The organism is Prauserella endophytica (assembly GCF_005146945.1).
In the GTDB taxonomy this organism is placed as follows: Bacteria; Actinomycetota; Actinomycetes; order Mycobacteriales; family Pseudonocardiaceae; genus Prauserella_A; species Prauserella_A endophytica.
This window is the reverse complement of sequence record NZ_SWMS01000009.1, coordinates 206,439-233,250: the sequence shown is the minus strand read 5'-3', so window position 1 is coordinate 233,250 and position 26,812 is coordinate 206,439. Positions and strand designations below refer to the sequence as shown.

At 69.8% G+C, this 26,812-nt stretch carries 28 protein-coding genes; 15 read left to right on the top strand and 13 right to left on the bottom strand.

Annotation, left to right across the window (positions count from 1 at the left end; genetic code table 11):
- Positions 1–39 precede the first annotated feature (39 nt).
- The 5 genes from FCN18_RS18505 to FCN18_RS18485 all read right to left on the bottom strand — a co-directional run bounded on the left by FCN18_RS18505 (position 40) and on the right by FCN18_RS18485 (position 4,602).
- Positions 40–1,074, bottom strand: coding sequence for a hypothetical protein (locus tag FCN18_RS18505; RefSeq protein ID WP_323808364.1), 1,035 nt, complete (start codon positions 1,072–1,074; stop codon positions 40–42).
- A 98-nt stretch (positions 1,075–1,172) separates the two neighbouring features.
- A complete protein-coding gene (locus FCN18_RS18500) occupies positions 1,173–1,445 on the bottom strand; it encodes a MoaD/ThiS family protein (RefSeq protein ID WP_112264824.1) in 273 nt (90 codons plus the stop codon).
- Positions 1,446–2,528 (bottom strand): WD40/YVTN/BNR-like repeat-containing protein, encoded by a 1,083-nt coding sequence (locus FCN18_RS18495; RefSeq protein WP_137095696.1) that lies wholly within the window; start codon positions 2,526–2,528, stop codon positions 1,446–1,448.
- A 124-nt stretch (positions 2,529–2,652) separates the two neighbouring features.
- Positions 2,653–4,023, bottom strand: coding sequence for a DNA repair protein RadA (gene radA, locus FCN18_RS18490; protein WP_137095695.1), 1,371 nt, complete (start codon positions 4,021–4,023; stop codon positions 2,653–2,655).
- A gap of 36 nt (positions 4,024–4,059) precedes the next feature.
- Positions 4,060–4,602, bottom strand: a complete 543-nt coding sequence (locus FCN18_RS18485) for a copper chaperone PCu(A)C (RefSeq protein ID WP_228714031.1) — start codon at positions 4,600–4,602, stop codon at positions 4,060–4,062.
- Positions 4,603–4,911: 309 nt separating this feature from the next.
- Between FCN18_RS18485 and FCN18_RS18480 the strand changes: the two genes are divergently transcribed.
- The 7 genes from FCN18_RS18480 to FCN18_RS18450 all read left to right on the top strand — a co-directional run bounded on the left by FCN18_RS18480 (position 4,912) and on the right by FCN18_RS18450 (position 11,124).
- Positions 4,912–5,403, top strand: coding sequence for a CarD family transcriptional regulator (locus FCN18_RS18480; protein ID WP_009156479.1), 492 nt, complete (start codon positions 4,912–4,914; stop codon positions 5,401–5,403).
- A gap of 5 nt (positions 5,404–5,408) precedes the next feature.
- Positions 5,409–6,056 carry an IspD/TarI family cytidylyltransferase gene (locus FCN18_RS18475; protein WP_407675782.1) on the top strand — a complete coding sequence of 216 codons (648 nt, stop codon included), beginning with the start codon at positions 5,409–5,411 and terminating at the stop codon, positions 6,054–6,056.
- Entirely contained in the window at positions 6,053–6,517 is a 465-nt protein-coding gene (gene ispF, locus FCN18_RS18470) for a 2-C-methyl-D-erythritol 2,4-cyclodiphosphate synthase (RefSeq protein ID WP_137095693.1), read from the top strand. Before FCN18_RS18475 ends, ispF begins: the two co-directional genes overlap by 4 nt.
- Positions 6,518–6,533: 16 nt before the next feature.
- Complete coding sequence (locus tag FCN18_RS18465) at positions 6,534–7,220, top strand: HAD family hydrolase (protein ID WP_112264833.1); 687 nt, start codon at positions 6,534–6,536, stop codon at positions 7,218–7,220.
- A gap of 16 nt (positions 7,221–7,236) precedes the next feature.
- Positions 7,237–8,616, top strand: a complete 1,380-nt coding sequence (gene cysS, locus FCN18_RS18460; RefSeq protein WP_137095692.1) for a cysteine--tRNA ligase — start codon at positions 7,237–7,239, stop codon at positions 8,614–8,616.
- A gap of 3 nt (positions 8,617–8,619) precedes the next feature.
- Positions 8,620–9,588, top strand: a complete 969-nt coding sequence (gene rlmB / locus FCN18_RS18455) for a 23S rRNA (guanosine(2251)-2'-O)-methyltransferase RlmB (RefSeq protein WP_112264837.1) — start codon at positions 8,620–8,622, stop codon at positions 9,586–9,588.
- Between the two features lie 99 nt (positions 9,589–9,687).
- Complete coding sequence (locus FCN18_RS18450; RefSeq protein WP_112264839.1) at positions 9,688–11,124, top strand: MBOAT family O-acyltransferase; 1,437 nt, start codon at positions 9,688–9,690, stop codon at positions 11,122–11,124.
- A 34-nt stretch (positions 11,125–11,158) separates the two neighbouring features.
- Here FCN18_RS18450 and FCN18_RS18445 read toward each other — a convergent pair whose 3' ends face one another.
- Positions 11,159–11,503, bottom strand: a complete 345-nt coding sequence (locus FCN18_RS18445; RefSeq protein ID WP_112264841.1) for a hypothetical protein — start codon at positions 11,501–11,503, stop codon at positions 11,159–11,161.
- Between the two features lie 435 nt (positions 11,504–11,938).
- On the opposite strand from FCN18_RS18445, the gene FCN18_RS18440 reads away from it, so the two are divergent.
- Positions 11,939–12,568 carry a dihydrofolate reductase family protein gene (locus tag FCN18_RS18440; RefSeq protein ID WP_112264845.1) on the top strand — a complete coding sequence of 210 codons (630 nt, stop codon included), beginning with the start codon at positions 11,939–11,941 and terminating at the stop codon, positions 12,566–12,568.
- Here the strand turns inward: FCN18_RS18440 and FCN18_RS18435 are convergent.
- The 3 genes from FCN18_RS18435 to FCN18_RS18425 all read right to left on the bottom strand — a co-directional run bounded on the left by FCN18_RS18435 (position 12,537) and on the right by FCN18_RS18425 (position 16,044).
- Positions 12,537–14,150 carry an SLC13 family permease gene (locus tag FCN18_RS18435; protein ID WP_112264847.1) on the bottom strand — a complete coding sequence of 538 codons (1,614 nt, stop codon included), beginning with the start codon at positions 14,148–14,150 and terminating at the stop codon, positions 12,537–12,539. The genes FCN18_RS18440 and FCN18_RS18435 overlap by 32 nt on opposite strands.
- Positions 14,151–14,197: 47 nt before the next feature.
- The gene (locus FCN18_RS18430; protein ID WP_112266593.1) at positions 14,198–14,884 is read right to left on the bottom strand and encodes a hypothetical protein; all 687 of its coding nucleotides are present in this window, start codon (positions 14,882–14,884) and stop codon (positions 14,198–14,200) included.
- 224 nt (positions 14,885–15,108) lie between these two features.
- Complete coding sequence (locus FCN18_RS18425) at positions 15,109–16,044, bottom strand: DivIVA domain-containing protein (RefSeq protein ID WP_113643170.1); 936 nt, start codon at positions 16,042–16,044, stop codon at positions 15,109–15,111.
- A 114-nt stretch (positions 16,045–16,158) separates the two neighbouring features.
- Here FCN18_RS18425 and FCN18_RS18420 point away from each other — a divergent pair, with 114 nt between their 5' ends.
- On the top strand, positions 16,159–17,388 hold the full coding sequence (locus FCN18_RS18420) for a DUF445 domain-containing protein (RefSeq protein ID WP_112264851.1): 1,230 nt from the start codon (positions 16,159–16,161) through the stop codon (positions 17,386–17,388).
- On the opposite strand, the gene FCN18_RS18415 is transcribed toward FCN18_RS18420, so the two are convergent.
- The 3 genes from FCN18_RS18415 to FCN18_RS18405 are packed head-to-tail and all read right to left on the bottom strand — an operon-like array spanning position 17,348 to position 20,084.
- Entirely contained in the window at positions 17,348–18,241 is an 894-nt protein-coding gene (locus tag FCN18_RS18415) for a metal ABC transporter permease (protein ID WP_112264853.1), read from the bottom strand. The two genes, FCN18_RS18420 and FCN18_RS18415, sit on opposite strands and share 41 nt — an antisense overlap.
- 5 nt (positions 18,242–18,246) lie before the next feature.
- Positions 18,247–19,065 (bottom strand): metal ABC transporter ATP-binding protein, encoded by an 819-nt coding sequence (locus FCN18_RS18410; protein WP_112264855.1) that lies wholly within the window; start codon positions 19,063–19,065, stop codon positions 18,247–18,249.
- Positions 19,062–20,084 (bottom strand): metal ABC transporter solute-binding protein, Zn/Mn family, encoded by a 1,023-nt coding sequence (locus FCN18_RS18405; RefSeq protein WP_137095691.1) that lies wholly within the window; start codon positions 20,082–20,084, stop codon positions 19,062–19,064. The genes FCN18_RS18410 and FCN18_RS18405 overlap by 4 nt, the downstream gene beginning before the upstream one ends.
- Positions 20,085–20,275: 191 nt before the next feature.
- Between FCN18_RS18405 and FCN18_RS18400 the strand changes: the two genes are divergently transcribed.
- The 4 genes from FCN18_RS18400 to FCN18_RS18385 all read left to right on the top strand — a co-directional run bounded on the left by FCN18_RS18400 (position 20,276) and on the right by FCN18_RS18385 (position 23,850).
- The gene (locus FCN18_RS18400; RefSeq protein WP_112264859.1) at positions 20,276–21,376 is read left to right on the top strand and encodes a LacI family DNA-binding transcriptional regulator; all 1,101 of its coding nucleotides are present in this window, start codon (positions 20,276–20,278) and stop codon (positions 21,374–21,376) included.
- A gap of 61 nt (positions 21,377–21,437) precedes the next feature.
- Positions 21,438–21,929 carry a beta-class carbonic anhydrase gene (locus FCN18_RS18395; RefSeq protein WP_113643171.1) on the top strand — a complete coding sequence of 164 codons (492 nt, stop codon included), beginning with the start codon at positions 21,438–21,440 and terminating at the stop codon, positions 21,927–21,929.
- A gap of 15 nt (positions 21,930–21,944) precedes the next feature.
- Positions 21,945–22,820, top strand: a complete 876-nt coding sequence (locus tag FCN18_RS18390; RefSeq protein ID WP_137095690.1) for an HhH-GPD family protein — start codon at positions 21,945–21,947, stop codon at positions 22,818–22,820.
- Between the two features lie 58 nt (positions 22,821–22,878).
- Positions 22,879–23,850, top strand: coding sequence for a peptidoglycan recognition protein family protein (locus FCN18_RS18385; RefSeq protein ID WP_137095689.1), 972 nt, complete (start codon positions 22,879–22,881; stop codon positions 23,848–23,850).
- Between the two features lie 9 nt (positions 23,851–23,859).
- Here the strand turns inward: FCN18_RS18385 and FCN18_RS18380 are convergent, their stop codons facing one another.
- Positions 23,860–24,627, bottom strand: a complete 768-nt coding sequence (locus FCN18_RS18380) for an alpha/beta fold hydrolase (RefSeq protein ID WP_137095720.1) — start codon at positions 24,625–24,627, stop codon at positions 23,860–23,862.
- 49 nt (positions 24,628–24,676) lie between these two features.
- Between FCN18_RS18380 and FCN18_RS18375 the strand changes: the two genes are divergently transcribed.
- Together FCN18_RS18375 and FCN18_RS18370 are read left to right on the top strand one after the other, a co-directional pair.
- Positions 24,677–26,119 carry a M1 family metallopeptidase gene (locus FCN18_RS18375; RefSeq protein WP_137095688.1) on the top strand — a complete coding sequence of 481 codons (1,443 nt, stop codon included), beginning with the start codon at positions 24,677–24,679 and terminating at the stop codon, positions 26,117–26,119.
- Between the two features lie 16 nt (positions 26,120–26,135).
- Positions 26,136–26,447, top strand: a complete 312-nt coding sequence (locus FCN18_RS18370; protein WP_112264869.1) for an antibiotic biosynthesis monooxygenase family protein — start codon at positions 26,136–26,138, stop codon at positions 26,445–26,447.
- The last annotated feature ends 365 nt before the right edge of the window (positions 26,448–26,812 follow it).

Below are 26,812 nucleotides of genomic sequence, written 5' to 3'. Positions count from 1 at the left end.
CGCAGTGAAGGTGGCCTTCACTGCGGTTGGGAGCCTGCGTCAGGCCGCCGTCGCGATGCGAACCGCGGGCCGGGGACGCGCGGCAGCCGCTTGGTACGCGGCGTTCAGTTCGGCGACAACCGCAGCGGGATCGTTCAGCAGCCGGGAGGGCAGCGTCTGCACGACTGTCACGCCCACCTCTGCGTACCGAGTGTTCCTCGCCAAGGTTTTCGCGTAGCCGTCGACGGAGAAGTGGAAGTCGAGGGAGTCGACCTCCCAGGCAAGGCCCACGTCGTCCCACCAGGCATCGGGACAGGCGACGTAGCTGTCGTCCGGGCCGTAGAGCTCGTGGTTCCAGTGTGTTGGCGGCACGGCGACATCAGCAACGATGCGGCGGGCATGGAACTCAGCGACCGACCGCAGCCGCTCGATCTGTGCCAGCACCCGACGAGGAATCGCCGTGCCACGCTGCGTGCCGTGCTCCAGTTCGTAGGACAACGCCTCCGTAGTGCAACGCCCACGCTGGATGGCCTCGATCAGGAGCTTGGCCACGGGATCGACGGTCCTGATCCGGCGTGCGGCATCGAGCACGGCGCGGACGGGCGGCGCCAGCGGCACCCGACCGCGCGGGACGGCGGTGGGCATCCTCTTGGTTCTCTCCACTGTGAGAAAGCCACTGCTCTGCAGCTTGTGTTCATGTGGGACCAGCACGTGCACGCCTGCCGATGCAGGCAGCTCCGCGTCTCGGAACCCGAGCCTCCGGCAAGCCTCCACGCCGGTGACCACGGCCTCACCGCCGGCGAACAGCAGAGCTGCGACGACCCGCTGCTCCTGAGTCGGCGGGGAGGTCTGGAGGACCACGATGCCCGGCAGCACGCGGCGCCATGGTCCGTCCGGCAGGCAGCGCCGATACACAGTGCTGCTCGGCATGCCCAGCGCCTCCAGCGAAGCGACCCGGACAACGCCGAGTCGACTCCGCTGTTGCAGCAGCTCGGGGTGGTCGGCCCAACGTCCTCTCTTCACCAGACCGATCTTGAGAACCACTGCGACGAAAGCGAACCCCCAACCGCCAAACCTGTGGACAACCACCCCCATGTGGACAACTTCCCAGCCACACCCGCGCCTGCAGTGAAGGCCACCTTCACTGCGTTCAACGCAGGCATGGTGGCCTTCACTGCGATTGGGTTCCTCGGTCAGCCGCCGGCTACTGAGGGGATGATCACCACTTCGGTGTGTGGTTGCAGCGGGGTTGCTGGGCCGGCGAGGCGGCGGCACTCCTCGCCGTCCACATAGAAGTTGACGTACCGGCGCAGGGCTCCCCGCTCGTCCCGCAGTCGCCGTTCCAGCGCCGGATACCGCTCTCCCAGCACGTCCAGCGCCGCGCCCAGCGTGCCCGCCGCCACCTCCACGTGCGACGCCCCGCCGGCCAGCCCGCGCAGCATCGACGGCAGTCCCACCGAGGCCATTCAGATCACCGCGGCGCGCACGCAGAACACGTCGGGCAGGTGGCCTGCCACCTGCGCCCACGCGTCGCCCTCGTCGGCGCTCGCCCACACCTCCCCGGAGCGCGAGCCGAAGTACACGCCGGCCGGGTCGGCGTTGTCCGCGCACATCGCGTCACGCATCACTGCCGACCAGAAGCCGACGTCGGGAAGGCCCTTGGACAGCGCCGTCCAGGAACTCCCCGCGTCCTCGCTGCGGTACACGCGGCATCGGCCCTGCGGAGGGAACCGCATCATCGACGACTCGAGCGGGAACGAGTAGATCACCTCGGACCGCGTCGGGTGCGCGACCATCGGGAACCCGAAGTCGGCGGGCAGGCCCTCGGCGATCGACTCCCACTTGCGCCCACCGTCGGCGCTCCGGTACACGCCGCCGTGGTTCTGCAGGTACTGCCGGTCGGGGTTCACGGCGTCCACGGCCACCTTGTGCACACATTGGCCGTACTCCGGGTACTGCTGTCCCTCCGGCATGAACTCGGCGAAGATCCCGCTGTTCGACGCTGTCCAGCTCTCGCCGCCGTCCTCAGTGCGGTACACCCCGCCGGTGGACATAGCGACGTTCACGCGCGCCGGGTTCCGAGGGTCGGGCAGCACCGTGTGCAGCGCCTTGCCTCCACCGCCCGGCATCCAGTGCTCCCGGTGCGGGTGGTCCCACAGGCCCCGCACGAACTCGTACGTCCGGCCGCCGTCGACGGACTTGAACAGCGCGGTCGGCTCCACGCCCACGTACACGACGTCGGGCTCGGGCCCGTATGCGAACTGCCACACGCCCTCCAGCGCGGCCCCGGTGTCCTCGGGGAAGGAGACGGGCGCGTCGTCGGGCTCGCTCCACGTCTCCCCCAGGTCGTCGCTCGTGACGACGGTGGGCCCGAAATGGCTGTTCAGCACGGCTGCCGACAGTCGTGGCGTCGCGCGCCGCGTGTCGATGCCGATCGCCTTCACGTCCGCGATCGGGAACTGCGGGCCGGACACGTCCCAGTGCCGTCTGTCCCGGCTTCGCGCGAGCCAGAGGCCCTTGCGCGTGCCGATGGCGAGCAGGGTTTCCATGGTCACCTCCATGTGAGTCACATCACATCGGAGCCTACGCCGCGCCACCGACAGAACCCGGCCGCGTCTCACCGGCAACGAGGCGGCCGGGAGGTCGTCGGGGGACTCCCCGGCCGCCTCCTCGTCACTTCACCGGCACGTACCTCACCGCGTGCACCGCACTCGCGAGATCGCCGACCTCCAGCGCCTTGATGCCGTCCGGCAGCGGCCCCGGGTCGGGCGGCACGAGCGCGTGCGTGAACCCCAGCCGCACCGCCTCGGCCAGCCGCCTGCCGACCCCCGTGACCCTGCGAACCTCACCGGCCAGCCCCACCTCGCCGATCGCGACGAGCCGGGGAGAGAGCGCCTCGTCGCTGAACGCCGACGAGACCGCCAGCGCCGCCGCGAGATCGACGGCGGGCTCGGTGACCTTCATGCCGCCGACCGTGGCCGTGTAGACGTCCTTGTCGCCGAGCAGCACGCCGCCCCGTTTCTCCAGCACCGCGAGCACCATGCTCACCCGCGCCGAGTCGAGCCCGCTCACCGCGCGCCTCGGCTGGTTGAGGTGGGAACGCCCGACGAGGGCCTGCACCTCGCACAGCAGCGGCCGCTTGCCCTCCACGGTCACCGTCACGGCCGTACCGGGCACCGCCTCAGCGTGCCGGTTGAGGAACAGTCCCGACGGGTCCGGGACGCCGATGATGCCGTCGTCGCGCAGCTCGAAGCAGCCGATCTCGTCGGCGGCGCCGAAGCGGTTCTTCACCCCCCGGACCATGCGCAACGTCGAGTGCCGGTCGCCCTCGAAGTGCAGGACCACGTCCACCAGGTGCTCCAGCACGCGGGGGCCTGCGACCGAGCCCTCCTTGGTCACGTGCCCCACGAGCACCACGGGCAGGCCCCGCTCCTTGGCGAGCGCGACGAGCCCCGCCGTCACGGCCCGCACCTGGGTTACCCCGCCGGGAGCGCCGTCGACCTGCGGCGACGACATCGTCTGCACGGAGTCGACGATCAGCAGGCCCGGCTTGACGTCGTCGACATGGCCGAGGATCGACGAGAGGTCGCTCTCGGCGGCGAGGTACATCTCACCGTGGACGTTGCCGGTGCGTTCCGCCCTCAGCCGTACCTGGCCGGCGGATTCCTCGCCCGTGACGTACAGCGCGGCCCCCGCGCCCTCGGCCGCCCACTGGTAGGCGACCTCCAGCAGCAGGGTCGACTTGCCGACACCCGGCTCGCCGGCCAGCAGCACGACGACACCGGGCACGAGCCCGCCGCCGAGCACTCGGTCCAGCTCTGAGACACCGGTGGGACGCGCTCGCGAACTCTCCACGTCGACGTCGGCGATGGGCCGCGCGGGCGCACTCGGCGCTCCTGCCGCGACGCGGGCGATGGGCGGGCGCATGTCACCGCGCTCCTCGATCGTCCCCCACGCCTGACACTCCGGGCAGCGACCGACCCACTTCGCGACCTCGAGACCGCATTCGGCGCAGCGGTAGCTGCTGGACCCCTTCTTGACCACGCGGAGACCGTAGCCGGGGGCACCGACAAACCGGCGTCAGTGACCGCCTTCGCCGTGTCCTTCCTCGGCGACCCTCGGCTCCGCTGGGGCCATCACGGGCAGCTCGACCTCGACAGGGCCCGCCTCGCGGAAGGTCAGCGTCGCCGTGATGGTCTGGCCGGGCCGGATCTCGCGCTTGAGGCCCTCCAGCACGATCTCGCCCTGGAGCTGCCTGCCGGCGCCGGGCTCGTCCGGCCCGATCGACAGCGCCGTTCCGGCCGGGACCGCGCGGGCGCCCTGAACGGAGACGTTGGCCGCGGCGTCGGAGGAGACCGACACGAGCTCGTCGTTGCGGCCGCTCCGGTTGACGATGCTCATGAGCACCTCGGCGTCGGAGCCCTGGACGTAGGCCGCGGGCTGCACGCCCTCGGGATAGGCGAGCTCGGCGTTGCGGATCGCGATGTCCTTCACCTCGGCCGACGCGCCGTTGACCGCCGCCTCCTGGGTGTCGGTCTGGGTGATCTGCCCCGCCCCGCACCCCGCGACGAGCAACGCGGCACCGAGACCGAGAACGGCCGAGCCCAGCATGCGACGTTTCACTTCCGAGTCCCTCCTAGCTAAGGACCTGCCCTGCCGCGCAGACTATCCCGGCGCCATATTCCGGGCGCGACGTGGTGGCCGCTCGAGTGGTGCGACCCACCCCACAACCCAAGATCAAACGTCCACAATGGATTCCATTAATCCCGGGAAACGCGTCCGCGCCCACCTGCGTGAGTATGCGAATCGGCGGTTTGTCAACCCCCGGGCGACCCTTGATCAGGCCACTGACCTGCGAGGACGAGCGCGGGTGACTGGTTAGCCCTGGATGCTCCGTGCTAAGCTGGATACAGCGAAAGGGGCAGAGGACACATGGTTTTCAAGGTCGGAGAGACCGTCGTCTACCCGCACCACGGTGCCGCACTCATCGAAGCGATCGAGACACGCGTGATCAAGGGCGAGGAAAAGCAATACCTCGTCCTCAAGGTCGCGCAGGGAGATCTCACCGTTCGCGTTCCCGCTGACAACGCCGAGATCGTCGGCGTGCGTGATGTCGTGGGCCAGGACGGTCTCAACCGCGTCTTCGACGTGCTGCGCGCACCTCACACCGACGAGCCGACCAACTGGTCGCGTCGGTACAAGGCCAACCTCGAGAAGCTCGCCTCCGGCGATGTGAACAAGGTGGCCGAAGTGGTGCGCGACCTCTGGCGGCGTGAGAAGGACCGTGGCCTTTCCGCTGGTGAGAAGCGGATGCTGGCCAAGGCGCGACAGATCCTGGTGAGCGAGCTGGCGCTCGCCGAGGGCACCGACGAGGGCAAGGCCGAGGTGCTCCTCGACGAGGTTCTGGAAACCGCGGCGGTCTAGCAACCCTGAACGTCATCGCACTGGTTCCCCTCGAGGAGCACGACCACCGCCTTTCCGGGGCGTTGATCAATTTCCGGGGTGAACCGCTGTTGTCGCATGCCGTTCGAGGCCTGTTGCACTCGGGCTGCGTGGACCGGGTGGTCGTAGCGGGCCCGCCGCAGAATCTGACCGCGTACGAGACCGTGCTCGAATCGGTCGCGGACACGCGGGTACGAGTAGTCGCCGGGGGTGCCGGCCGTGCCGAATCGGTGCGGTCGGCGCTCGCGGCCTGCTCGGCGACAGTGTCGGACGTGGTGCTCGTGCACGATCCGGCGCGACCCTTCACACCGGCCGGCACCATCCGGGCGGTCGTCGACTCGGTGCGCTCCGGGGCGCTCGCAGCGGTCCCCGTCGAGCCCGTCACCGACACCATCAAGCTCGTCGACTCCGACGACATCGTGTGCGGCACCCGTGACCGCTCGAAACTTCGTTTCACCCAGACCCCGCAAGGCTTTCTCGCCGACGTGCTGCGCCAGGCGGACCCTGCCGAGCCGCTCGCCGGGCTGGGGGCCAAAGTGCACACCGTCGCCGGACACCCCCACGCCATGCGCCTCGCGACGTCGTTCGACCTCGCCGTCATCGAGGCCCTGCTGACCTCGGAGAAACGCCAGTGAGAATCGGTCAGGGCATCGACGTGCATCCGATCGAGGCCGGCCGGGAGTGCTGGATCGCCGGGCTGCGCTGGGACGGCGTCGACGGCTGCGCCGGCCATTCCGACGGCGACGTGGCCGCCCACGCGCTGTGCGACGCGCTGCTGTCCGCGGCAGGGCTGGGCGACATCGGCGGTGTCTTCGGCACTGGCGACCCGCGATGGGCGGGTGCGCACGGCGTGGCGTTCCTGGCCGAGGCCCGCAGGCTCGTCGAAGATGCGGGCTACCGCGTCGGCAACGCGGTGGTGCAGGTCATCGGCAACAAGCCCCGTATCGGCACTCGCCGGGACGAGGCGCAGCGCGTGCTGGGCGAGGCCGTGGGCGGCGACGTGAGCGTGTCCGGCACGACCACCGACGGGCTCGGCCTCACCGGCCGGGGCGAAGGCATCGCCGCGATCGCGACCGCACTGCTCCTCCCCCGGTAGCGGGTAGCCTGGATCTGTGACGATTCAGGCAGTGATGTTCGACTTCTCCGGCACTCTCTTCCGACTCGAGCAGAATGAGACCTGGCTGAGCGATGTGACCGACCACGACGGCGACCCGCTCGACGTGGAGGCGCAGGCCGAGATGATGCGCCGGATGACCGCGCCGGTCACGCTCACCGTCGACCTGGACGACGAGCACTGGCACGCCTGGGAGAACCGCGACCTCGACCCCGCGATGCACAACAAGGTGTACATGGAGGTGCTGCGCCAGTCCGGAGTCGCGCGCGTGGAGCAGGCCAAGGCCCTCTACGACCGCCTCATCGACCCCTCCGAGTGGACGCCCTACCCGGACACCGAGCAGGCGCTGAAGACGCTCGCGGGCAAGGGCGTGCGCATCGGCGTGCTGAGCAACATCGCCTTCGACATCCGGCCTGCGTTCAGCGAGCGCGGGCTCGACGAGTACGTGGACGAGTTCGTGCTGTCGTTCGAGGTGGGGGCCATCAAGCCGGACCCCGCGATCTTCCGGAACCTGCTCGACCGGCTCGGCACGGCCCCCGAGCGGACGCTGATGGTCGGCGACAGCGACGAGGCAGACGGCGGGGCAAGGGCGCTGGGCTGCCCGTTCGCGCTGGTGGACCCGCTGCCGACGAGCGAGCGCGGCGACGGGCTGCTGACCGCCCTGCGCGAGCACTCCGTGCTCTGACCCGTACCATTTCTTCGTGGTCCTACATCTCTATGACACCGCTACCAGGGACGTGCGGGAGTTCCACCCCGCGCGCAGTGGAACGGCGTCCATGTACGTCTGTGGGGCCACCGTCCAGGGCATTCCGCACATCGGCCACGTCCGGGGCGCGCTGAACTACGACGTGCTCCGGCGCTGGCTGGTCCACAGTGGACTCGACGTGCTCATGGTCCGCAACGTCACCGACATCGACGACAAGATCCTCACCAAGGCCGCCGACGCGGGCAGGCCGTGGTGGGAGTGGGCCGCGACCCACGAGCGCGCGTTCGAGAACGCCTACACGGCACTCGGCTGCCTGCCGCCGTCGATCGCGCCGCGCGCCACCGGCCACGTCACCCAGATGGTCGAGCTGATGCAGCGGCTGATCGACAAGGGCCACGCCTACGCCGATGGCGGCGACGTCTACTTCGCCGTGAACTCCTTCGACGGCTACGGCGCGCTGTCCGGGCAGCGGCTCGACGAGGTCCAGCAGGGCGAGACGCTGGCCGAGGGCAAGCGCGACCCACGGGACTTCACCCTGTGGAAGGGCAGCAAGCCCGGTGAGCCGTCCTGGCCGACCCCGTGGGGTTCCGGCAGGCCGGGCTGGCACCTGGAGTGCTCCGCGATGGCGACGACCTACCTCGGCGCCGAGTTCGACATCCACGGAGGCGGCGTCGACCTGGTGTTCCCGCACCACGAGAACGAACGCGCGCAGTCCAACGCCGCGGGCGACCCGTTCGCGCGGTTCTGGCTGCACAACGCCTGGGTGACGCTCTCGGGCGAGAAGATGTCGAAGTCGCTCGGCAACGTCGTTTCGATTCCGGAGATGCTGCGCCGCTACCGCGCGGTGGAGCTGCGGTACTACCTCATCCAGCCGCACTACCGGTCGACGATCGAGTACTCCGACGCCGCGCTATCGGAGTCGGCCCAGGGCTACCGGCGCATCGAGCAGTTCCTCCGGCGCGTCGCCGGCACGGCCGGCGAGGTCCACATCGGACGCCTCCCCGGTGAGTTCACCGCGTCGCTCGACGACGACCTCGGCACGCCGCAGGCGTTCGCCGTGCTGCACAACACCGTGCGCGACGGCAACGCCGCTCTGGACGCGGCGGATTCGGCCAAGGCACTGGAGCTGGCCGAGACCGTGCGGGCGATGACCGACGTGCTCGGGCTCGACCCGTTGTCCGAGCAGTGGGCGGAGACCGGGGGCTCGAACACCAGGGCGCTCGACACGCTCATCGAAGGGATGCTGGCGGCACGGCAGCAGGCCCGCAAGGACAAGGACTTCGCGAGGGCCGACGCCATCCGCGATCAGCTGACCGCTGCCGGCATCGCGGTGGAAGACACCCCCAATGGTCCCTTGTGGACAGTGAGAGACTGAGAGATGGCAGGCAACTCCCGGCGCCGGGGCGCGATTCGCAAGACCGGCACGAAGAAGGGCCAGGTCGTCGGCTCCGGCGGCCAGCGGCGAAAGGGGCTCGAGGGCAAGGGCCCGACGCCGAGGGCCGAGGACCGGAAGGGGCACCCGGCACAGCGCAAGGCCGCTGCCGCGGCAGCGCGGGCCGAGAAGAAGCGCAACGTCGCCAAGAAGCAGGCCGAGGGTCCCGAGATCATCGCGGGCCGCAACCCGGTGGTCGAGGCGCTGCGGGCCAACGTACCCGCGACCGCGCTCTACGTGGCGCTCAACATCGACGCGGACGACCGCGTCAAGGACGCCGTGCACCGGGCCGCGGACAAGGGGATCTCGATCCTGGAGGTCCCACGGGACGAGCTGGACCGCAAGACCGGCGGCGCCGTGCACCAGGGTCTCGGGCTCCAGGTCCCGCCGTTCGAGTACACCCATCCGGACGACCTGCTGGCCATGGCGAGGGACTCAGGTGAGGCGCCGCTGATCGTGGCGCTCGACGGCGTGACCGACCCGCGCAACCTCGGCGCGGTGATCCGCTCGGCGGCCGCGTTCGGCGCGCACGGCGTGCTGCTCCCGGCGCGGCGCAGCGCGGGCATGACGGCCGTGGCGTGGCGGACCAGCGCGGGCACGGCGGCGCGGCTGCCCGTCGCGATCGCGACCAACCTCACCCGGCAGCTGCAGGCGTGGGCCTCCGAGGGCCTGATGGTCGCCGGGCTGGACGCCGACGCGACGCTGGAGATCGACTCGCTCGACCTCGCCACCGACCCCCTGGTGATCGTGGTGGGTTCGGAGGGGCGTGGCCTCTCGCGGCTGGTGCGGGAGAACTGCGACGTGACCGTGTCGATCCCGATGGCGCCCGGCGTCGAGTCGCTGAACGCGTCGGTGGCCGCGAGCGTGCTGCTCGCCGAGGTCGCGAGGCGGCGAAGGGCCGACGGCCGCGTGTAGGTCGCATGGCGGAGACCACTTCACGTCGGTCTTCACCACGCGGGGCTCCCTACTCCGTTAGGGTCACGTTGCCGCATCGTGCCCAGGGGGTCCCACCGGATGTCGTTCGTCTCGCCACTCTTCCTGTGGTACTTCATGCCCGCGGTGCTCATCGCGGTGCTGTTGTGCCCGCGGAGCTGGCGCAACGGCATCGTCGCGGTGGCGAGCCTGCTCTTCTACGCGACGGGCGCCGGTTCGTTCACGCTGCTGCTGCTCGCGTGCATGGTGATCAACTTCGCGGCGGGTCCCGCGCTGGAACCCGACGAATGGGGGATGCGACCGGACAATCGGCGCCGCTGGCTGCTCATCGGCGTGATCGCGTTCGACCTGTCGATCCTGCTGGTGTGGAAGTACGCGGGCTTCGCGACCGAGCAGATCGCCTGGTTCGCCCAGCTGTTCGGCGGCGACTTCCCGATCGCGGAGCTGGCGCTGCCGATCGGCATCTCGTTCTTCACGTTCCACCACATCTCGTACGTGGTCGACATCTACCGGGGTGAGCGGCACGCGCTGCGCAATCCGGTGTCGTTCGCGACGTACATCTCGATGTTCCCGCAGCTCGCGGCGGGCCCGATCGTGCGGTACCGGGAGATCGCCGACCAGCTGCCGCAGCACCGTTCGCACCGCTTCGACGACATCGCAGCCGGGTTCCCGCGGTTCGCACTGGGCCTGGTCAAAAAGGCCGTGATCGCCGACTCGCTCGCCCCGATGGTCGACGCGTGCTTCGCGACCCCGGCCGACGAGATGACGTTCGCGATCGCCTGGCTCGGCGCGATCGGGTACACGCTGCAGCTCTACTTCGACTTCTCCGGCTACTCGGACATGGCGATCGGGCTCGGCCGGATGCTGGGCTTCCGGCTCCCGGAGAACTTCGCGCGGCCGTACTCCTCGGTGACGATCACGGAGTTCTGGCGGCGCTGGCACATGTCGCTGTCGCGGTGGTTCCGCGACTACGTCTACATCCCGCTGGGCGGCAACCGCGCCGGCGCGCGCAAGACGTATCGGAACCTGTGCATCGTTTTCGTGCTGACGGGGTTCTGGCACGGTGCGGCGTGGACGTTCGTGGTGTGGGGCGTCTACCACGGTGCGCTGCTGATCATCGAGCGCGCGTGCGGCTGGGACAAGGCGCCGAAGGACTCGGCGGCGCGTGTGGCGCGGCGGGCGCTGACGCTGGTGCTGGCGATCTTCGGCTGGGTGCTGTTCCGCTCACCCGACATGGGGCAGGCGCTGACGATGCTGGGGCACATGCTGGTGCCCGATTTCGACGGCCTGTCGGAGCTGGTCGAGGCGTCGCTGACGAACCAAAGACTCGTGCTCCTGCTGGGCGCGGCGGCGATCTTCTTCCTGCCGGCGCACCCGGTGACGGGCCCGCTGCTGGAGTCGGCGCGCAGCAGACCGGCGACGGTGCTGCGGATCGGCATCATGACGGTGGGCCTGGCCTATGCCGCGATCCTGGTGGCGACGGGCACCTTCAGCCCGTTTTTGTACTACCAGTTTTGAACGAGATCGGCGGCGGCCTGCGACGTGGTCCGCGCTAGAGACAGAAGAAGCAATCGCACGACCGTCCGGATTCGCTGCCGTACGCCGTGAAGCCTTGCACCGGCCCCAACGCGGCGTTCAGTTCCGCGCGGCTGAGTTCAGGCAGCCCTCCTCGCGTTGCTTCCTGCCATGCCCGCGGCCACCAGCCATCGCCGTCGTCGAACGAGAGGTCACCGCGCCAGACAGCATCGATGAGCAGCGAGTACAGCGGATGGTCTGGCCAGTGGTTGACCCGCAGCACCCACCATCGCCCATCGACACTGGCTGCATGAGGAAAGCAACCATGACCGGTCACCCTCCAAACGACGGGAGTGGCCAGTTCGTCGCCCCGGAGCGGCATCGGTCCAGTGTGCACTCCTGCCCCCTCCGGCCAAGATGTCAGGCACGACGCGTGGACGACCTTCGAACATCGGCACCGGATTCCTAACTCCACGCCGATCGGTACTTGCCGTCGATGAGCCTGACCAGGTGTCGGCCCATCCGCTGGAGATGGCGATCTCCTCGATCGCGCCCGTAGGTGAACACAGCAGCTTGAGCCGACGACGTGCGTCCGGATCTCCGTCGGCGATGCGGTCGCGCAAGTGCTCCAGTTCGGCGATGGCGTCCTCGACCGTGGCGAAGGAGCTCCATAGAACATCCTGGTCGCGGCTGCGCAGGAGTGACAGCAGCTCAGCTACGAATGCGCACAACCGGTCGCGACCGTCCATCTCATGATTGTCGCTGCCGGGTCTGGGCCGCGCCGATGAGTTTTGCCGCCCACCCGTGTCTACCCGGCATGACCATCGTGACCGCCAACCTCGCCATCTCGCTCGACGGCTTCACCGCCGGGCCGGGACAGAACCTCGACAACCCCTTCGGCACCGGGGCCGCTGCGCTGACCGCTTGGATGTTCGAGACCGATCTGCCAGGGCGTGAGCGCGACAAGCAGGTGCTCGCCGACATCCACGCCAACACCGGCGCGCACATCATGGGGCGCAACATGTTCGGGCCAGGGCGCGGCGCCTGGGACGAGAGCTGGACCGGGTGGTGGGGCGCCGAACCGCCCTACCACGCGCCCGTTTTCGTACTGACCCACCACGAGCGGGCGCCTCTGAAGATGCAGGGTGGGACGACGTTCACCTTCGTCACCGACGGCATCGAGTCGGCGCTCGAGCAGGCTCTCGCCGCCGCTGGGGAACGGGACGTCGAGATCGCCGGCGGGGCCGCCACCGTGCGCCAGTACCTCGCCGCCGGGTTGCTCGACGAGCTCGTGCTGCACCTCGTTCCCGTGACCATCGGCGCCGGTGAGCGGCTCCTCGACGGGGTCAACGGGCTGGCCATGGAGCCCGTCGAGGTGATCAGCTCGCCCACCGTGACGCACCTGCGCTACCGCGTCAACCACCCAACCCGACGGCAGCGATCATGAGCGGGATCAGCAGCATGATCAGGATCGCGCCCGCGATGTCGAAGACGAAACCGGAGCGGATCATCTTCGTGATCGGCACCGCGCCGGACCCGTAGACGATCGCGTTCTGTGGCGTAGACACCGGCAGCATGAAGCCGAACGACGCGGCGAACGTCGCCGCCAATGCGGGGATGAACGGGTTGACGCCCGCCGCCTCCGCGATCGGGATGATGATCGGCACCACGACCGCCGCGGAGGCCGTGTTCGACGTCGTCTCCGACACCACGATCGCCATCAGCACCGCGAAGATCACCAGCGACACGCTGCTCGTGAAGCCCAGTCCGTTCGCCAGACCCGTGCCGACGCGCTCGGCGAGACCCGTGTCCCTCAGCAGCGTGCCGAAGATGATGCCCGTCCCGAACAGCAGTACCGTGCCCCAGTCGATCCGCGCCGCCTCGGTCCACGTGAGCGTGAACCTGCGCTCCGGCCAGTTCACCGGCAGCAGGAACAGCAACGCCGCGCCGACGACGGCCACGATGCCCTCGTCGAGGCGATTGCTGATCGTCTCGTACGCCGCCGAGTCACCACCCGCGACCAGTGCCACGATGCCCGGTGCCACCCACAGCACCACGGTGACCAGGAACGCGATCAGCGTGTTCCACTCCGCACGCGAGAGCTTGCCGAGCTTCGCGCGCTCACTGGCGACGTACTCCTCGACGCCGGTCAACCGCTTGATCTCCGGCCGGTTCAGCAGGATCAGCACGGTGACGAGCACCGCGAACATCACCGCGCAGGCGGGCAGCGCCGTGATCGTCCACTGCAGGAAGGAGATGCGCTCGCCGGTCGCCTCCTCGATCAGCTCCCTGCCGATGAGGTTCGGCGGGGAGCCGATCGGCGTCAGCAGGCCACCGACGCTCGCGCCGTAGGCGAGCACGAGCATCAGCGCGATGCCGACGCGCAGCCGCAGCGGATCGAAGCGCTGCCCCTCCGGCGTCTGCCCCCGGATGAGCTCCGCGATCACCGACAGCAGTCCGACCGCCGTCGGCAGCAGCATCGCGACGGTCGCCGTGTTGGAGATGAACGCCGAGAGGACACACGTGACAACGCCGAGCGCGACGATCACGCGCCACGTGCTCTTGCCGACACCCGGCAGGCTCAGGATCCGGAACGCGAACCTGCGCGCGAGGCCGTGCCGCAGCATGGCCTGCGCCAGGATGAACGCGCCGATGAACACGAACACCGTCGACGAGCCGAAGGGCGCCAGCACGTCGTCGGCGGGTAGCACGCCGAGTATCACGATCGTGGCGACACCGATGAGGCCGCCGACCGGGATCGGCACCGGTTCGCACACCCAGAGCACCACCACGCCCAGCAGCACGGCCGCGAGCTGTTGCTGCGAGGAGTCGAGCGCGGTCGGCACGAAGAGGAAGACGATCGTCACCAGCGGCGCGAGAACGAAGCCCACCGTTCTCCGCGCTCGTTCGAACCGTTCCTCGGCCGGCGTCAGCTTCTGTTCGGCCAGCCCGCGATAGGTACTTCCGGAGAGCAGGGCCGACGTGACGCTCTGCGTACGCCCGCCTTCAGCATCGTCGCTTCGTCCCATACCGGGACCCTATCGAGTCAGTGATCCACGTCACTAGGGTACGGCGGTCAATGTTCGGTTTCGGGCACGAGAGCGAGCTGGTCGGGGTGGAAGCCGTCGCGCTGAGGCGGCGGCAGCCACGCCTCGGGCCGGTTGCTCTTGTGCTTGCCCAGATCCGTGAGGCTCAGCGGCGCGCCGAAGTCGGTGCCGTAGGAGTCGGTCTTGTCGATCCGCACCAGATGCGTCTCCTCCGGCGGCAACCCGATGCCGATCGCGACCACGTACGCGTCGGGCAACTCGGTGGTGAAGCCCGCCCACGCGCCCGCGAAGTGCCAAACCCGTGCCCGCACCGGCTCGCCCTCGACCCGCCAGGTGACCTGCGGCCATTCCTCGTACCGCTTTGCTTGCTTCTCCGCGTGCTCGACGAGCGCGAGGATCAGCCCATCGGGGCGCGGCACGGACCCGTCCGGAAGGGTCAGGTTGACCAGGCCGAACGCGCCGCCGAAGGCCACCTCCGCGAGCGGGTCGCCGCCGTTGGGGCACATGGTCTCGTCGTAGCGAGGCCTCGGCAGCGTGCCGATCCGAACCCCGTGCTCACTCTCCTGCTGCCGGTGACCGAGCCACAACGCCCACGGCCGGCCGTCCGGGGTCCCTTCGAAGAAGTCCACCCAGCGAGGGCCCCGGAAACCCCAGTCGAGCCCGTACACGGCGAAGTCGACGGGCAACGATTTTTTGTCTGCGACATCCGAGTTCACCCGGAAATACTGCACTCTTCAACCAGCGTCGGCAGCTCGATCGTTACCAAGCCGCAGCATTGGGTGACGTTGCGCGAGCCCGGCCGTGACGGTCTGGAGTGGACGATTCCACAGTGGAGCGCATGAGGGCACACCCCACTGCAGTGAAGGCCACCCTCACTGCGTTGAACGCAGTGAGGGTGGCCTTCACTGCAGTACCCGACCAGCTCTGGTGTGGACCGCGATCAGGCGGGCTGGGTGGCGGGCTCCTTCTTCTTGCTCACCTTCTCCGCCTCGGGTGAGGGGCCGAGCCGCTCGATGGCCTCCTGCAGCGCGGTGTGGCTCGCGGCGAGGCGGTCGGCGACGAGGCTGCGCAGTTCGAGCGCCTCGGTGCGCTTGGCGTTGGCGTCGGCGAGCTTGCTCTCGGCCTCGGCGATCATCTTCTCGGAGCGGGCCTTCGCGGTGGACTCGAGCTCCTCCGCGCGGCGCTCGGCCTCGGCGGTCTTGGCCGCGATGCTCTCCGCGGACGCCTTCTCGGCGGCGGCGATGCTCTCCGCGGACTTCTTCTCGGCCGCGGCGATCTCCTCGGCGGACTTCTTCTCCGCGGCGGCGATCTTCTCGGCCGACGCCTTCTCCGCGTTCGCGATCTTGTCGGCGGAGGCCTTCTCGGCGGCGGCGATGCTCTCCTGCGACTTCCGCTCGGCCGCCGTGCGGCGCTCCTTGGCCTCGGCGTCGAGGCGGTTGCGCTCCTGCTCGGCCTCGGCGGCCAGCTTTTCGGCCTCCGCGCGGGCCTTCTCGCGGGTCTTGTCCGCGTAGGCGTCGGCCGCCGAACGCGTGGCCGCGGCTTCCTCCTCGGCCTTCTTGCGGAGGTCGGCGATCTCCTCCTCGGCGAGCTGCATCATCGTCTTGACGCGCTCGCTCATGGCCGCGGGCCCTGACGGGTCCTCGACCATGCGGGTCAGCGCCGCCTTGGCCTCGGTGAGCTCCTGCTGCGCGTAGCTGAGCGCCTTGGTGAGGTCGGCGACCGACGCCGTGGCCTCGTCCCGGCTGCGGGAGGTGCGCTTGAGCTCGGCGGCCATCTTCTTCAGGTGCTCGTCGACCTGTACCTGGTCGTAGCCCCGGAAGACCGTGGTGAACTGGGTGGACCTGGTGGGGTTGGGGGGTGCTCCGGCTTCTGCCATTCGGCAACCTTAATGAGTCCACAGGCTGAATCCCATACCTCCAAACGGACGCTTTCTGGACTCGCCCGATACTGTGCGTGCAACGCTGCGCCCACGTGGGGAGGGACGTCTGACTTGGACGCGGTCCTCGACGACATCGCACGGCACTGGCCGCTGTACGCGGCCATCCCGTTCGTCGCCGCGCTGATCGGCTACGTCACCAAACGGGTCGCCATCGAGATGATGTTCCGGCCGCTGGAGTGGACCGGGATCAAGGGAACGTTCCTCGGCTGGCAGGGCGTGGTCCCCCGGCACGGCGGGCGCATGGCCGCGATCGCGACCGATCTGCTCACCGCGAATTTGCTCGATATTCGCGATGTGTTCGACCGGATCGACTCCGGGCGGATCGCGCGCGAGATCGAGCAGCCGTTGCTGCGGGCCGTCGACGACATCGCTCGCGACGTGCTCGCCGAGTACCACCCGCGCATGTGGGACCGGCTGCCGCCGATGGCGCAGGAGCTGATCGTCAAGCAGCTGCAGGCGTCCTCACCCCGGCTCGTCCGGCAGCTCATGGACGAGGTGCGGGAGAACCTCGACGACGTCCTCGACGTCAAGCACATGACAGTGCAGCGCCTGACGCAGGACAAGGCGCTGCTGGTGCGGCTCATCCGCGAGACGTCGCGGCCCGAGATGGCGTTCATCGCCCGCTCCGGCATCTACTTCGGATTCGTGCTCGGCATCGTGCAGTCGGTCATCTGGGCGGTGACGAAGGAACCGCTGGTGATGCCGATCTTCGGTGCCTGCATCGGCTTCTTCACCGACTGGCTCGCGATCAAGCTGATCTTCGTCCCCCGCGAGCCGGTCCGCGTCTTCCACCGCTTCACGTTGCAGGGCAAGTTCCAGCGGCGGCGCACAGAGGTCGCGCGGCAGTACGGCGAGCTGATCGCCCGCGAGGTGCTGACCGTGCCGAACCTGATGGAGTCGATCCTGCGCGGCCCGCGCTCCGACCGGCTGATGGCGATGATCCGGCGCATGGTGGCCGAGGCGATCGACGAGCAGGCCAGCGCCGCGAAGCCGCTGGTCACCGTGGCCATCGGGACCAGGCGGCTCGAGGAGATGAAGCGTGCGGCAGCGGCGAAGGCGATCGAGCGGATGCCCGACACCGTCTCCCACGCGGAGGGCTACCTCACCAAGGCGATGAACGTCGCCAACATGGTCGAGGAGCGGATGATGAAGCTGACGCCGGTGGAGTACGAGGGCCTGCTGCGGCCCGCCTTCCGGCAGGACGAGTGGAAGCTCATCGTGGTGGGCGGCGTCATCGGCTTCATCGTTGGTGAGCTGCAGGTACTGCTGATGCTGCACTGACGGCGTCGACGGCACCGCGCCGCTCGCGGCCCCGCACGTAGGCGACCAGGCGGCACACCAGGTAGATGGTGAACGAGATCGCGGTGACGAAGAAGCTCACCGGCGCGCCGGGCGCGAGCGAGAGCACGATGCCGCCGATCGCGGCGATCTCCGCGAAGACCACGGCGAGCACCGTGGCCCGCAGCGGGCTGGCCGTGAGCCTGGCCGCCGCGGCGGCGGGCGTGACCATGAGCGCCACCACCAGCAGCGCGCCGACGATCTGGACGCCCAGCGCGGTCGCGATGCCGACGAGCACCGCGAACAGCGGCGACAGCAGATGCACCGGCACACCCCTGGCAACCGCGACCCCGGGGTCGACGCTCGCGAACAGCAGCGGCCGGTAGATGAGGCCGAGCACCACCAGCACCACGACCGCCGCGACCAGCAGCGCTGTGAGGTCCTGCGGCTCGACCGCGACGATCTGGCCGACGAGGATGCCGAACTTGTTGGACGCCCTGCCCTCGTAGAACCACAGCAGGAGCACGCCGAGACCGAGCCCGAAGGAGAGGATCACGCCGATGACGGAGTCGCGCTCTGACTCGCGGCCGCCGAGCAACCCGAGCAGCAGCGCGGCAACCACCGCGCCCAGCAGCGCGCCGTAGCTGACGCCGATGCCGAGCAGCAGCGCCGCGGCGGCGCCGGTGAAGGCCAGCTCGGCGGTGCCGTGGACGGCGAACGACATCCGGCGCATCACGATGAGCGGGCCGAGGGTGCCGGCGACGAGGCCGAGCACGGCCGCGGCGAGCAGCGCCATCTGCACGAAGTCCAGGCCGAGCAGGCGTGCGGTCAGTTCGAAGTCGAACAGCTTGTCCATGACGGTTACGACACCCGCTCGTCGACGTGATGGTGCACCTCGTCCTCGCACAGCGCGCTCTGTGCGCCCGCGACATGGATCTGGCCGCCGACCCGCAACACCTCGACCCGCGTGCGGTACAGCTCGGAGAGGGTTTGCGAGTTCATCACCTCGTCCGGCGTGCCGATGCGGAACTGACCGTTGACCAGGTACAGGACTCGATCCACATAGGACAGGATCGGATTGATCTCGTGGGTCACGAACAGCACGGCCGTGCCCGCCTCGCGCCTGCGCCGGTCGATCAGCTCGCTCACCACGCGCTGATGGGTGAGGTCGAGCGAGGCCAGCGGCTCGTCGCACAACAGCACCTCTGGCTCGCCGATGAGCGCCTGCGCGACTCGCAGCCGCTGCTGCTCGCCGCCGGAGAGCCTGCCGACCGCCGACGAGGCGTAGGACTCCGCGCCGACCGACTCCACGAGCTCCGCGATGCGGCGCCGCCGTTTGCCCGCTCCGAGCAGGCCGAAGCCCCAGCGATCGCCGTCGAGACCGAGCCCGACGAGGTCCGTGCCGCGTAGCGTGAGCTGCTCGTCCATCGCGCGTTGCTGCGGGATGTAGCCGACCTTGCGGTTGCCCCGGCCCGGCGCCTTGCCGACCACGCGGGCCTCGCCCGCGCTCAGCGACTGCAACCCGAGCAGCACCCGCAGCAGGCTGGTCTTGCCGGAGCCGTTCGGACCGAGGACGGCGAGGAACTCACCGGGCTGGACGTCGAGGTCGAGACCCGACCACAGCACCCGGTCGCCGAACCGCAGCCCCGCGCCCTCGATCTCGACGACTCCACGGCTCACTGACCCAATGCTCCCGCCAACGCGTCCACCTGCGTGCTCATCCAGGCAATGTAGTCCGTCGCGCCCTCGGGCAGGGTCTCGGTCACGTCGACCACGGGGACGCCCGCGTCCTTGGCCGCGCGGACGAGCTTCTCGGTCACCGGCGTGACGGTCTGGGAGTTGTTGACGACCGCCTGCACCTGCTTGCCGGACACGAGCTCGGTGACCTGCTGCTGGGCGGCGACGGGCACGTCGGTCTCGTTCTCGATCGCCTCGGCGTAGTCGTGCGGCGTGGCGTCGGTGATGCCCGCGGTCTGGAGCAGGTAGTGCGCGACCGGCTCGGTGGCGACGACCTTCGTGCCGGGGTGGTCGGTGCCGATCTTCTCGATGCGCTGGGTCAGCTCGTCGAGGTCGGCCTTGAACGCGTTGGCGTTGTCGGTGAAGGTCTGCTTGGCCTCCGCGTCCAGTTCGCCGAGCCGGGCCGCGACCTTGTCGGCGACCTCGGCGACGACGTGCAGGTCGTACCAGACGTGCTCGTTCACCTCGCCGTGGTCGTGACCGTGCTCCTCGCCACCCTGCTCGGTGGCGTGCTCCTCACCATGTCCCTCGGTGGCGTGCTCGTCACCGTGTTCCTCGGTGGCGTGCTCCTCGCCGTGCGCGTGGCCCTCGCCCTCGAAGGCGACCACGGGCTCGCCCCCGGAGTTCTGGCCCGCGAGCTGCTCGAAGAACTCGTCGTACCCGCCGCCGTTGTAGACGAGCAGCTGGGCGTCCTGCACATCGGCCGCGTCCTCGGCGCTGGCCTGATAGGAGTGCGGGTCGGAGGACGGGTCCTCGACGATCGACTTCACGTCGACCCGATCACCGCCGACGGCCTCGACGACGCTGCCCCACACGTTCGTCGACGCGACCACCGAGATGCGGCCGTCCTCGGCGGCCTGCCCGCTGCCTCCTCCGCCGCCACCACACGCGGTGAGGCCAAGGGTCAGCGCTGTGAGCACCGAGGTCGTGGCGAGCAGGGGCCTCGCGCGGCGAGAGCTCATCGGCAAACACACTCCGTCAACATCGTGGTGGGTGACACTCAGTGAAGATAATGGAAACCATTGTCGGTTCAACTTTACCCCAACCGGTGACGAACCCACAGCTCAGCGACCGAGGTCACGACGCACCGTCAAGATGTGACGCACGTGGGCCAGAACTTCTGCATCGGCTTCTGAACCGTTACGGTTTGTTCATGAACCGGCCGATGCGAACCCGGCGGCAGGCGACTCTGGCGTCCCTTGCCGCCGAGCTGGGCGTGTCCAGGACGACGGTCTCGAACGCCTACAACCGGCCGGATCAGCTATCGCCTGAGCTGCGCAAACGCGTTCTGGAGACCGCCAGGCGCCTCGGCTACCCCGGCCCTGACCCGGTGGCCCGGTCGCTGCGTACCCGCAAGGCTGGCGCGGTGGGCCTGCTGCTCACCGAGAACCTCTCGTACGCGTTCCGTGACCCCGCGGCCGTCGGCGTGCTGGAGGGTCTCGCGCTCGCGTGCGAGGACGCCGGCGTCGGCCTGCATCTCGTGCCGGCGAGCCCCGGCAGGGAGGACGTCGCCGCCGTGCACCGCGCCGGCGTCGACGGCTTCGTCGTCTACTCCGTTCCCGACGACGACCCTCACCTCGCCGCCGTGCTCCAGCGCCCGGTGCCCACCGTGATCGTCGACCAGCCGGAGGTGGAGGGCGTCGACCGCGTGGGACCCGACGACGAGGCGGCGACCGTGAGCCTCGCCAACCACCTCGTCGGGCTCGGTCACCGGCAGGTCGGCGTGCTGTGCATGCGGCTGGCGCGGGACCGCAACGACGACTTCGTGCCCATGTCGCGCCAGCAGGAGGCGCACTACCACGTACAGCGCACCCGGCTCGCCGCGCTGGCCAGGACCTTCGAGGCCGCGGGCGTGGCCTGGGAGAGCGTGCCGGTGGTGGAGCGTTTCGAGCACAACGTCGACGACGGCGCCTCCGCGGCACGCCAACTGCTCGACGCCTACCCGCGCGTGACCGCACTGATCTGCACCTCGGACATCCTGGCGCTCGGCGCGCTCGCCGAGGCGGGACGGCGCGGCCTGCGCGTACCCGCCGATCTGACGATCACCGGCTTCGACGGCATCGCCGAGGCCACGCGCGCCGGGCTGACGACCGTGCACCAGCCCGTGCTGGAGAAGGGCAAGTCCGCCGGCAGGCTCCTCCTCGGCGCCGCCGACCGCGTGGCGCCGAAGGTCATCACGCTGCCCACCGAACTGCGCGTGGGCACCACCTCCGCCCCGCCCCGGACCGCCGAGGAACGCTGGTTCGGCCCATAGCCGAAGTGACATTCATCCGCCCGAGTTGTGCGGCGCGCGGCGGCCCCGTTCCATTGACCGCATGACCGCGATCGACCTCCTGCTCAAGCGCAACGAAGAACTGGGCAACGTCGTGCCGGGCGACCGCTCCTCAGCGAGCCCGTCCATGCACGTTGCGATCCTGACGTGCATGGACGCACGCATCCGCGTGTTCGAGCTGTTCGGACTGCTGCAGGGCGAGGCGCACGTGCTGCGCAACGCGGGCGGCGTCGTCACCGACGACATGATCCGCTCGCTCGCGCTCAGCCAGCGCAAGCTCGGCACCCGCGAGGTGCTGATCATGCAGCACACCAGCTGCGGGTTGAACACGGTGACCGAGGACGGTTTCAAGGACGAACTCGAGGAGGCCAGCGGGCTGCGGCCGACCTGGGCCGTCGAGGCGTTCCGGGACGTGGAGGCCAGTGTGCGCCAGTCGGTGCGGCGGGTGCAGACGAGCCCCTTCCTGCCCCACAAGGACCTCGTGCGGGGTTTCGTCTACGACGTGCACACGGGCGTGCTCTCCGAGGTGTCCTGACTAGAGTCTCCGTCGATGCCCATCGACACCGACACCCTCCTCGACTGGTTCGACACGGTCGGCCGCGACCTGCCCTGGCGGCGCCCCGAGTGCACGGCGTGGGGCGTGCTGGTCAGCGAGATCATGCTCCAGCAGACGCCGGTCGCCCGTGTGGAGCCGATCTGGCACGAGTGGCTCGCCCGCTGGCCGCGTCCCTCCGATCTCGCCGCCGCGAGCCAGGGTGAGGTGCTGCGCGCGTGGGGCAAGCTCGGCTACCCGAGGCGGGCGCTGCGCCTGCACGCCGCCGCGTCGGCGATCGCCACCGAACACGGCGACGTCGTGCCCTCCGACGTCGACACGCTCCTCGCGCTACCGGGCATCGGCGCCTACACGGCCCGCGCCGTCGCCGCGTTCGCCTACGGCAAGCGCGCGCCCGTCGTGGACACCAACGTCCGCAGGGTCGTCGCGAGGGCCGTGCACGGGGCCGGCGACGCGGGACCGGCGTCGAACACGCGCGACATGGCCGACGTCGAGGCGCTCCTGCCTCGGTCGGAGTCGCGCGCGGCTCGGCTGTCCGCGGCGCTGATGGAGCTGGGCGCGCTGGTCTGTACCGCGCGTTCCCCTCGGTGCGGAGACTGCCCGGTGGCCGACGGCTGCGCGTGGCAGCACGCCGGCAGGCCCGCCTACGCCGGGCCTGCCAAGCCCGTGCAGAGGTATGCGGGCACCGACCGGCACGTGCGCGGCCTGCTGCTCGACGTGCTGAGGGGGACGTTGGACCCGGTGGAGAAGGCGCGCCTCGACGTCGTGTGGCCGCAGGCGGGGCAGCGCGATCGCTGCCTCGACTCGTTGCTGGTGGACGGTCTGGTGGAGCAGACGGCCGACGGAAGGTTCGCCCTGCCGGGCGAACATTGACAGCACGTAAGCGAATATTGTTAATGTTTCCCCTCGTTCCGATCGAGGGGAGATCGAGATGGCCGGCAAGCCTGGGTTCGACCGGCGTGCGCTGATCAAGGGTGGCCTCGCCGCCACCGCGGTCGGCGCCGTCGCCACGTGGCAGGCGGCTACCGCCGCCGCCACCGCGCGCAAGGTGGCCGAACCGGTGATCTACGGAACCGACATCTGGGGAGCGCGACCGCCGAGCAGCCCGATCGAGGTGCTCGACCGCAAACCGACCTACATCGTCGTGCACCACACCGTGGAGCCCGGCAACACCGAGGACTACTCGCGCGAGCGCGCGTTCCAGATCTCGCGCGACATCCAGACGTTCCACATGGACACGCGCGGCTGGGCCGACTCGGGCCAGCAGTTCACCAACAGCCGCGGCGGCCACATCACCGAGGGCAGGCACCGCAGCCTGGAGGTGCTGCGCGGCGGCGTGCAGCACGTACTGGGCGCGAACGTCGGCAACCACAACAGCGAGGTCATCGGCATCGAGAACGAGGGCCTCTACACCGAGGTCGACGTGCCGCAGGCGCTTTGGGACTCGCTGGTGCGGCTCGTGGCCTACATGGCCGACCAGTACGGCATCTCCACCGAGTTCATCAAGGGCCACCGGGACTTCAACTCGACACAGTGTCCCGGCGACGTCCTCTACGCACGACTGCCGGAGCTGCGCGAGGCGGTGGCCGCCGAGCTGGGCGTGCAGGCGCGCCAGCCCGTGGAGTGGCCGCTGCTGAGCCAGGGCGACACGGGTGAGCGGGTGCGGGAAGCACAGCGGCTGCTGCGGGCGCGAGGCGAGAACGTGGCGGTGGACGGCGTTTTCGGGCCCGCGACCCGGGAGACGGTGCGGTCGTTCGCCGCCGCCAACGGAGTTCCCGCGGCGACGTGCTACGCCTCGGCGCACGCCGACGAGCGGGGTCTCCTCGGCGCCGACATCTGGCCGCTGCTGGCGGAGGGCACGAACCGGCAGGCCCTCAAATCGCGTCTGGCCCACATCGGCTGACCCGCCCGGCTAGCGGTTCAGGACCTGAGAGAGGAAGGCTTCCACCGCGCCTCGGTACTGCTCGGGCGCGTCGTCGTGCACCACGTGCCCCGCGCCGGGCACGACGACGTGCCTGCCGCCGCCCGGTGCGCGCGCGGCCAGCTCCGCCTGCTGTCCCGGCGGCATCGCGGTATCACCGGCCTCGATCACCAGCAGCGGGCACTCCACCTTGTCCACAAAGGACCAGTAGTCGCGGCGGCCCCACTCCGCGGCGATCTCGTACAGGTCTTCGAGGTCGGACATCAGGTGGTAGCCGTCGGCCCGCTCCTCGACGCACTCCGCGAAGTAGTTCCCCGTGCTGCCGAAGAACTCCCGCACATGCGCGAGTGAGCGGAACGGAACCGGCCAGGACTCGAAGTAACCGCGCCACGCCTCGACGGTGCGGCCGCGCTGGTCGGGCGCCATGTCCTCCACCACCACGGCCCTCACCAGCTCGGGCCGCGTCGCGGCCAGCACCCACGCGTGCAGGCCGCCCATCGAGTGACCGATGACGACCGCGGGACCCTCGTCGAGGTCGGCCACCAGCTCGGCGACGTCGGCGACGAACTCCTCGGTCCGCCACTCGCCCGTTCGCCTCGCCCGCCCGTGGCCACGTGCGTCGAGCCCGACGACGTGCCCGTACGCGGTGAGCCACCTCGCGACACCCCACCACGTCGTCGCCCTGCCCATGAGGCCGTGCAGCAGCACGATCGGCGGCCCCTCGCCCCCGAAGTCGACCACCCCGTCCCGTGGCTGCATCGGCACCTCGTTCACGTCGTCTTTCTGGCCCTGCACGTAGGCTCCCGCCATGATCTCCCGCCGCGCGCGGACCGGCCTGCTCCTCGGCCTGGTCTGCACCCTAGCCGCGTGCACCGCACCCGAGTCCGAAGAGCCGCCCCGGCCGGAGCCCACCCCGGGCGTCCCGTCGCCGGGCGCGGCGGGCATCGGCGACCCCTACTACCCCAACGACGGCAACGGCGGCTACGACGCGACGGGCTACGACGTGTCGATCGCCTACGACCCCGCCAACGGGCAGCTCACCGGCGACACCACCGTCACCGCCCGCGCCACTCAGGACCTGGAGTCGTTCAACCTCGACCTGCGCGGCTTCACGATCAGCTCGGTGGAGGTAGACGGCAGGAGCGCGGAGTTCGCCAGGCAGAGCGCCTTCGAGCTGGTGATCACGCCGAGCGAGCCGCTGACCGAAGGCAGCGAGTTCACCGCCCGCGTGCGCTACGAGGGCACGCCGCAGGCCGCCTCGAGCGCCCAGCTCGGCGGCAACGGCTGGCACCGCAGCGACTCCGGCGGCGCGTTCGTGCTCGGCGAGCCGCATTCGGGCTCCTACTGGTACCCGGTGAACGAGCACCCGAGGGACAAGGCGACGTTCCGGCTCACCGCACGGGTGCCCGAAGGCTGGACGGCGGTGTCGATCGGCCGCCAGGAGGGCTCGTCGACGGCGGACGGCTGGACCACGAGCACGTGGGTCGAGTCCGAGCCCGTCGCCAGCTACCTCACCACGGTCGCGATCGACCGGTTCACCATCGACAGGGGCAGGCTCTCCGACGGCACACCGGTGCTGAGCGCGTTCGCGCCCGGCGCCGAGCGCATCCGGCCGGACGCCGGGCGCGTCGCCGAGATCATCGAGTTCCTCACCGGCAAGTTCGGCGACTACCCGGCGACTTCGGCGGGCGGCATCTACCTCGGCGACAACGTGGGCTACTCGCTGGAGACCCAGGGCAGGCCCACCTACACGGTGTCGGCCGATCTGGAAACGATCGTCCACGAGCTGGCCCACCAGTGGTACGGCAACGAGGTGTCGGTGGAGTCGTGGGCGGACATCTGCCTCAACGAGTGCCTGGCGAGCTATTCGCAGTGGCTGTGGGCCGAAGGCAAGGAGGGCGACGACCTCGACGCCCGCTACCGGCGCGCGATCGACCGGCTGCGCGACGACCGGGAGTTCTGGGGCCAGCGGCTCTACGACATGGGCGCGGGCAACGAGTTCGAGGGCGTCTACGACAAGGGCATCCTCGCGCTGCACGCGCTGCGCAGGCAGATCGGCGACGAGGCGTTCAACCGGGTGCTGCGTGAGTGGCCCGTCGAGCACCGCGAGGGCAACGCGAGCTGGCCCGACTTCGAGCGGTTCGTCGCCGACCTCGCGGATCAGGACCTGGAGGGGTTCTTCGCGGCCTGGTTCCGCGGTGCGGAGCTGCCCGGTGACGAGCACCTCTATCCCGGCTCGCTTCGGCGCTAGCTTCTAGGCTGGGCCCATGGCTGTTGTGAAGATCAACGCGATCGAGGTTCCCGAGGGCGCGGGCCCCGAACTGGAGAAGCGGTTCGCCGCACGACTGCACGCCGTGGACTCGCAGCCCGGGTTCCTCGGCTTCGAGCTGCTGCGCCCGGTATCCGGGGAGAACCGGTACTTCGTCTACACGAAGTGGGAGACCGAGGAGCACTTCCAGGCGTGGGCGCAGGGCCCGGCGCGGGAGGCCCACGCCGGCGAGCGCGCCAAGCCGGTGGCCAGCGGGGCGAGCCTGCTGGAGTTCGAGGTGGTGCAGAGCTCGGTCCCCAAGGCCGACTGACACGGCCCCGCCGCGAGTCCCCCGCTCCCGACCGCGAGTCCCCCGCTCAAGACCGCGAGTCCCCCGCTCCGGTCCGCGAGTCCCCCGCTCAAGACCGCGAGTCCCCCGCTGCCGACTGCGAGTCCCCCGCTCGGGACGCCGAGTTCTGCGTTCCGGACCGTGAGTGCCGCGTTCGAGCTCTCCGTCGGTGCCCCGGCGAGTGGGTCCAGAACTCACAATTCGCGGACCCGAGCGGGCAACTCGCTGGCCCGAGCGGGGGACTCGCCGGACCCGAACGGGCAACTCGCGCACCCGAGCGGGCAACTCGCGCACCCGAGCGGGCAACTCACGCGCCCGAGCGGGCAACTCGCAGACCCGAGCGGGGA

What these genes read in the sequence shown, in the direction of transcription:
- FCN18_RS18505 (WP_323808364.1), bottom strand. Translation starts at nt 1,074, where the DNA reads ATGGGGGTGGTTGTCCACAGGTTTGGCGGTTGGGGGTTCGCTTTCGTC.
- FCN18_RS18500 (WP_112264824.1), bottom strand. Translation starts at nt 1,445, where the DNA reads ATGGCCTCGGTGGGACTGCCGTCGATGCTGCGCGGGCTGGCCGGCGGG.
- FCN18_RS18495 (WP_137095696.1), bottom strand. Translation starts at nt 2,528, where the DNA reads ATGGAAACCCTGCTCGCCATCGGCACGCGCAAGGGCCTCTGGCTCGCG.
- FCN18_RS18480 (WP_009156479.1), top strand. Translation starts at nt 4,912, where the DNA reads ATGGTTTTCAAGGTCGGAGAGACCGTCGTCTACCCGCACCACGGTGCC.
- rlmB (WP_112264837.1), top strand. Translation starts at nt 8,620, where the DNA reads ATGGCAGGCAACTCCCGGCGCCGGGGCGCGATTCGCAAGACCGGCACG.
- FCN18_RS18450 (WP_112264839.1), top strand. Translation starts at nt 9,688, where the DNA reads ATGTCGTTCGTCTCGCCACTCTTCCTGTGGTACTTCATGCCCGCGGTG.
- FCN18_RS18445 (WP_112264841.1), bottom strand. Translation starts at nt 11,503, where the DNA reads ATGCCGCTCCGGGGCGACGAACTGGCCACTCCCGTCGTTTGGAGGGTG.
- FCN18_RS18440 (WP_112264845.1), top strand. Translation starts at nt 11,939, where the DNA reads ATGACCATCGTGACCGCCAACCTCGCCATCTCGCTCGACGGCTTCACC.
- FCN18_RS18435 (WP_112264847.1), bottom strand. Translation starts at nt 14,150, where the DNA reads ATGGGACGAAGCGACGATGCTGAAGGCGGGCGTACGCAGAGCGTCACG.
- FCN18_RS18425 (WP_113643170.1), bottom strand. Translation starts at nt 16,044, where the DNA reads ATGGCAGAAGCCGGAGCACCCCCCAACCCCACCAGGTCCACCCAGTTC.
- FCN18_RS18415 (WP_112264853.1), bottom strand. Translation starts at nt 18,241, where the DNA reads ATGGACAAGCTGTTCGACTTCGAACTGACCGCACGCCTGCTCGGCCTG.
- FCN18_RS18405 (WP_137095691.1), bottom strand. Translation starts at nt 20,084, where the DNA reads ATGAGCTCTCGCCGCGCGAGGCCCCTGCTCGCCACGACCTCGGTGCTC.
- FCN18_RS18400 (WP_112264859.1), top strand. Translation starts at nt 20,276, where the DNA reads ATGAACCGGCCGATGCGAACCCGGCGGCAGGCGACTCTGGCGTCCCTT.
- FCN18_RS18395 (WP_113643171.1), top strand. Translation starts at nt 21,438, where the DNA reads ATGACCGCGATCGACCTCCTGCTCAAGCGCAACGAAGAACTGGGCAAC.
- FCN18_RS18390 (WP_137095690.1), top strand. Translation starts at nt 21,945, where the DNA reads ATGCCCATCGACACCGACACCCTCCTCGACTGGTTCGACACGGTCGGC.
- FCN18_RS18385 (WP_137095689.1), top strand. Translation starts at nt 22,879, where the DNA reads ATGGCCGGCAAGCCTGGGTTCGACCGGCGTGCGCTGATCAAGGGTGGC.
- FCN18_RS18380 (WP_137095720.1), bottom strand. Translation starts at nt 24,627, where the DNA reads ATGCAGCCACGGGACGGGGTGGTCGACTTCGGGGGCGAGGGGCCGCCG.
- FCN18_RS18375 (WP_137095688.1), top strand. Translation starts at nt 24,677, where the DNA reads ATGATCTCCCGCCGCGCGCGGACCGGCCTGCTCCTCGGCCTGGTCTGC.
- FCN18_RS18370 (WP_112264869.1), top strand. Translation starts at nt 26,136, where the DNA reads ATGGCTGTTGTGAAGATCAACGCGATCGAGGTTCCCGAGGGCGCGGGC.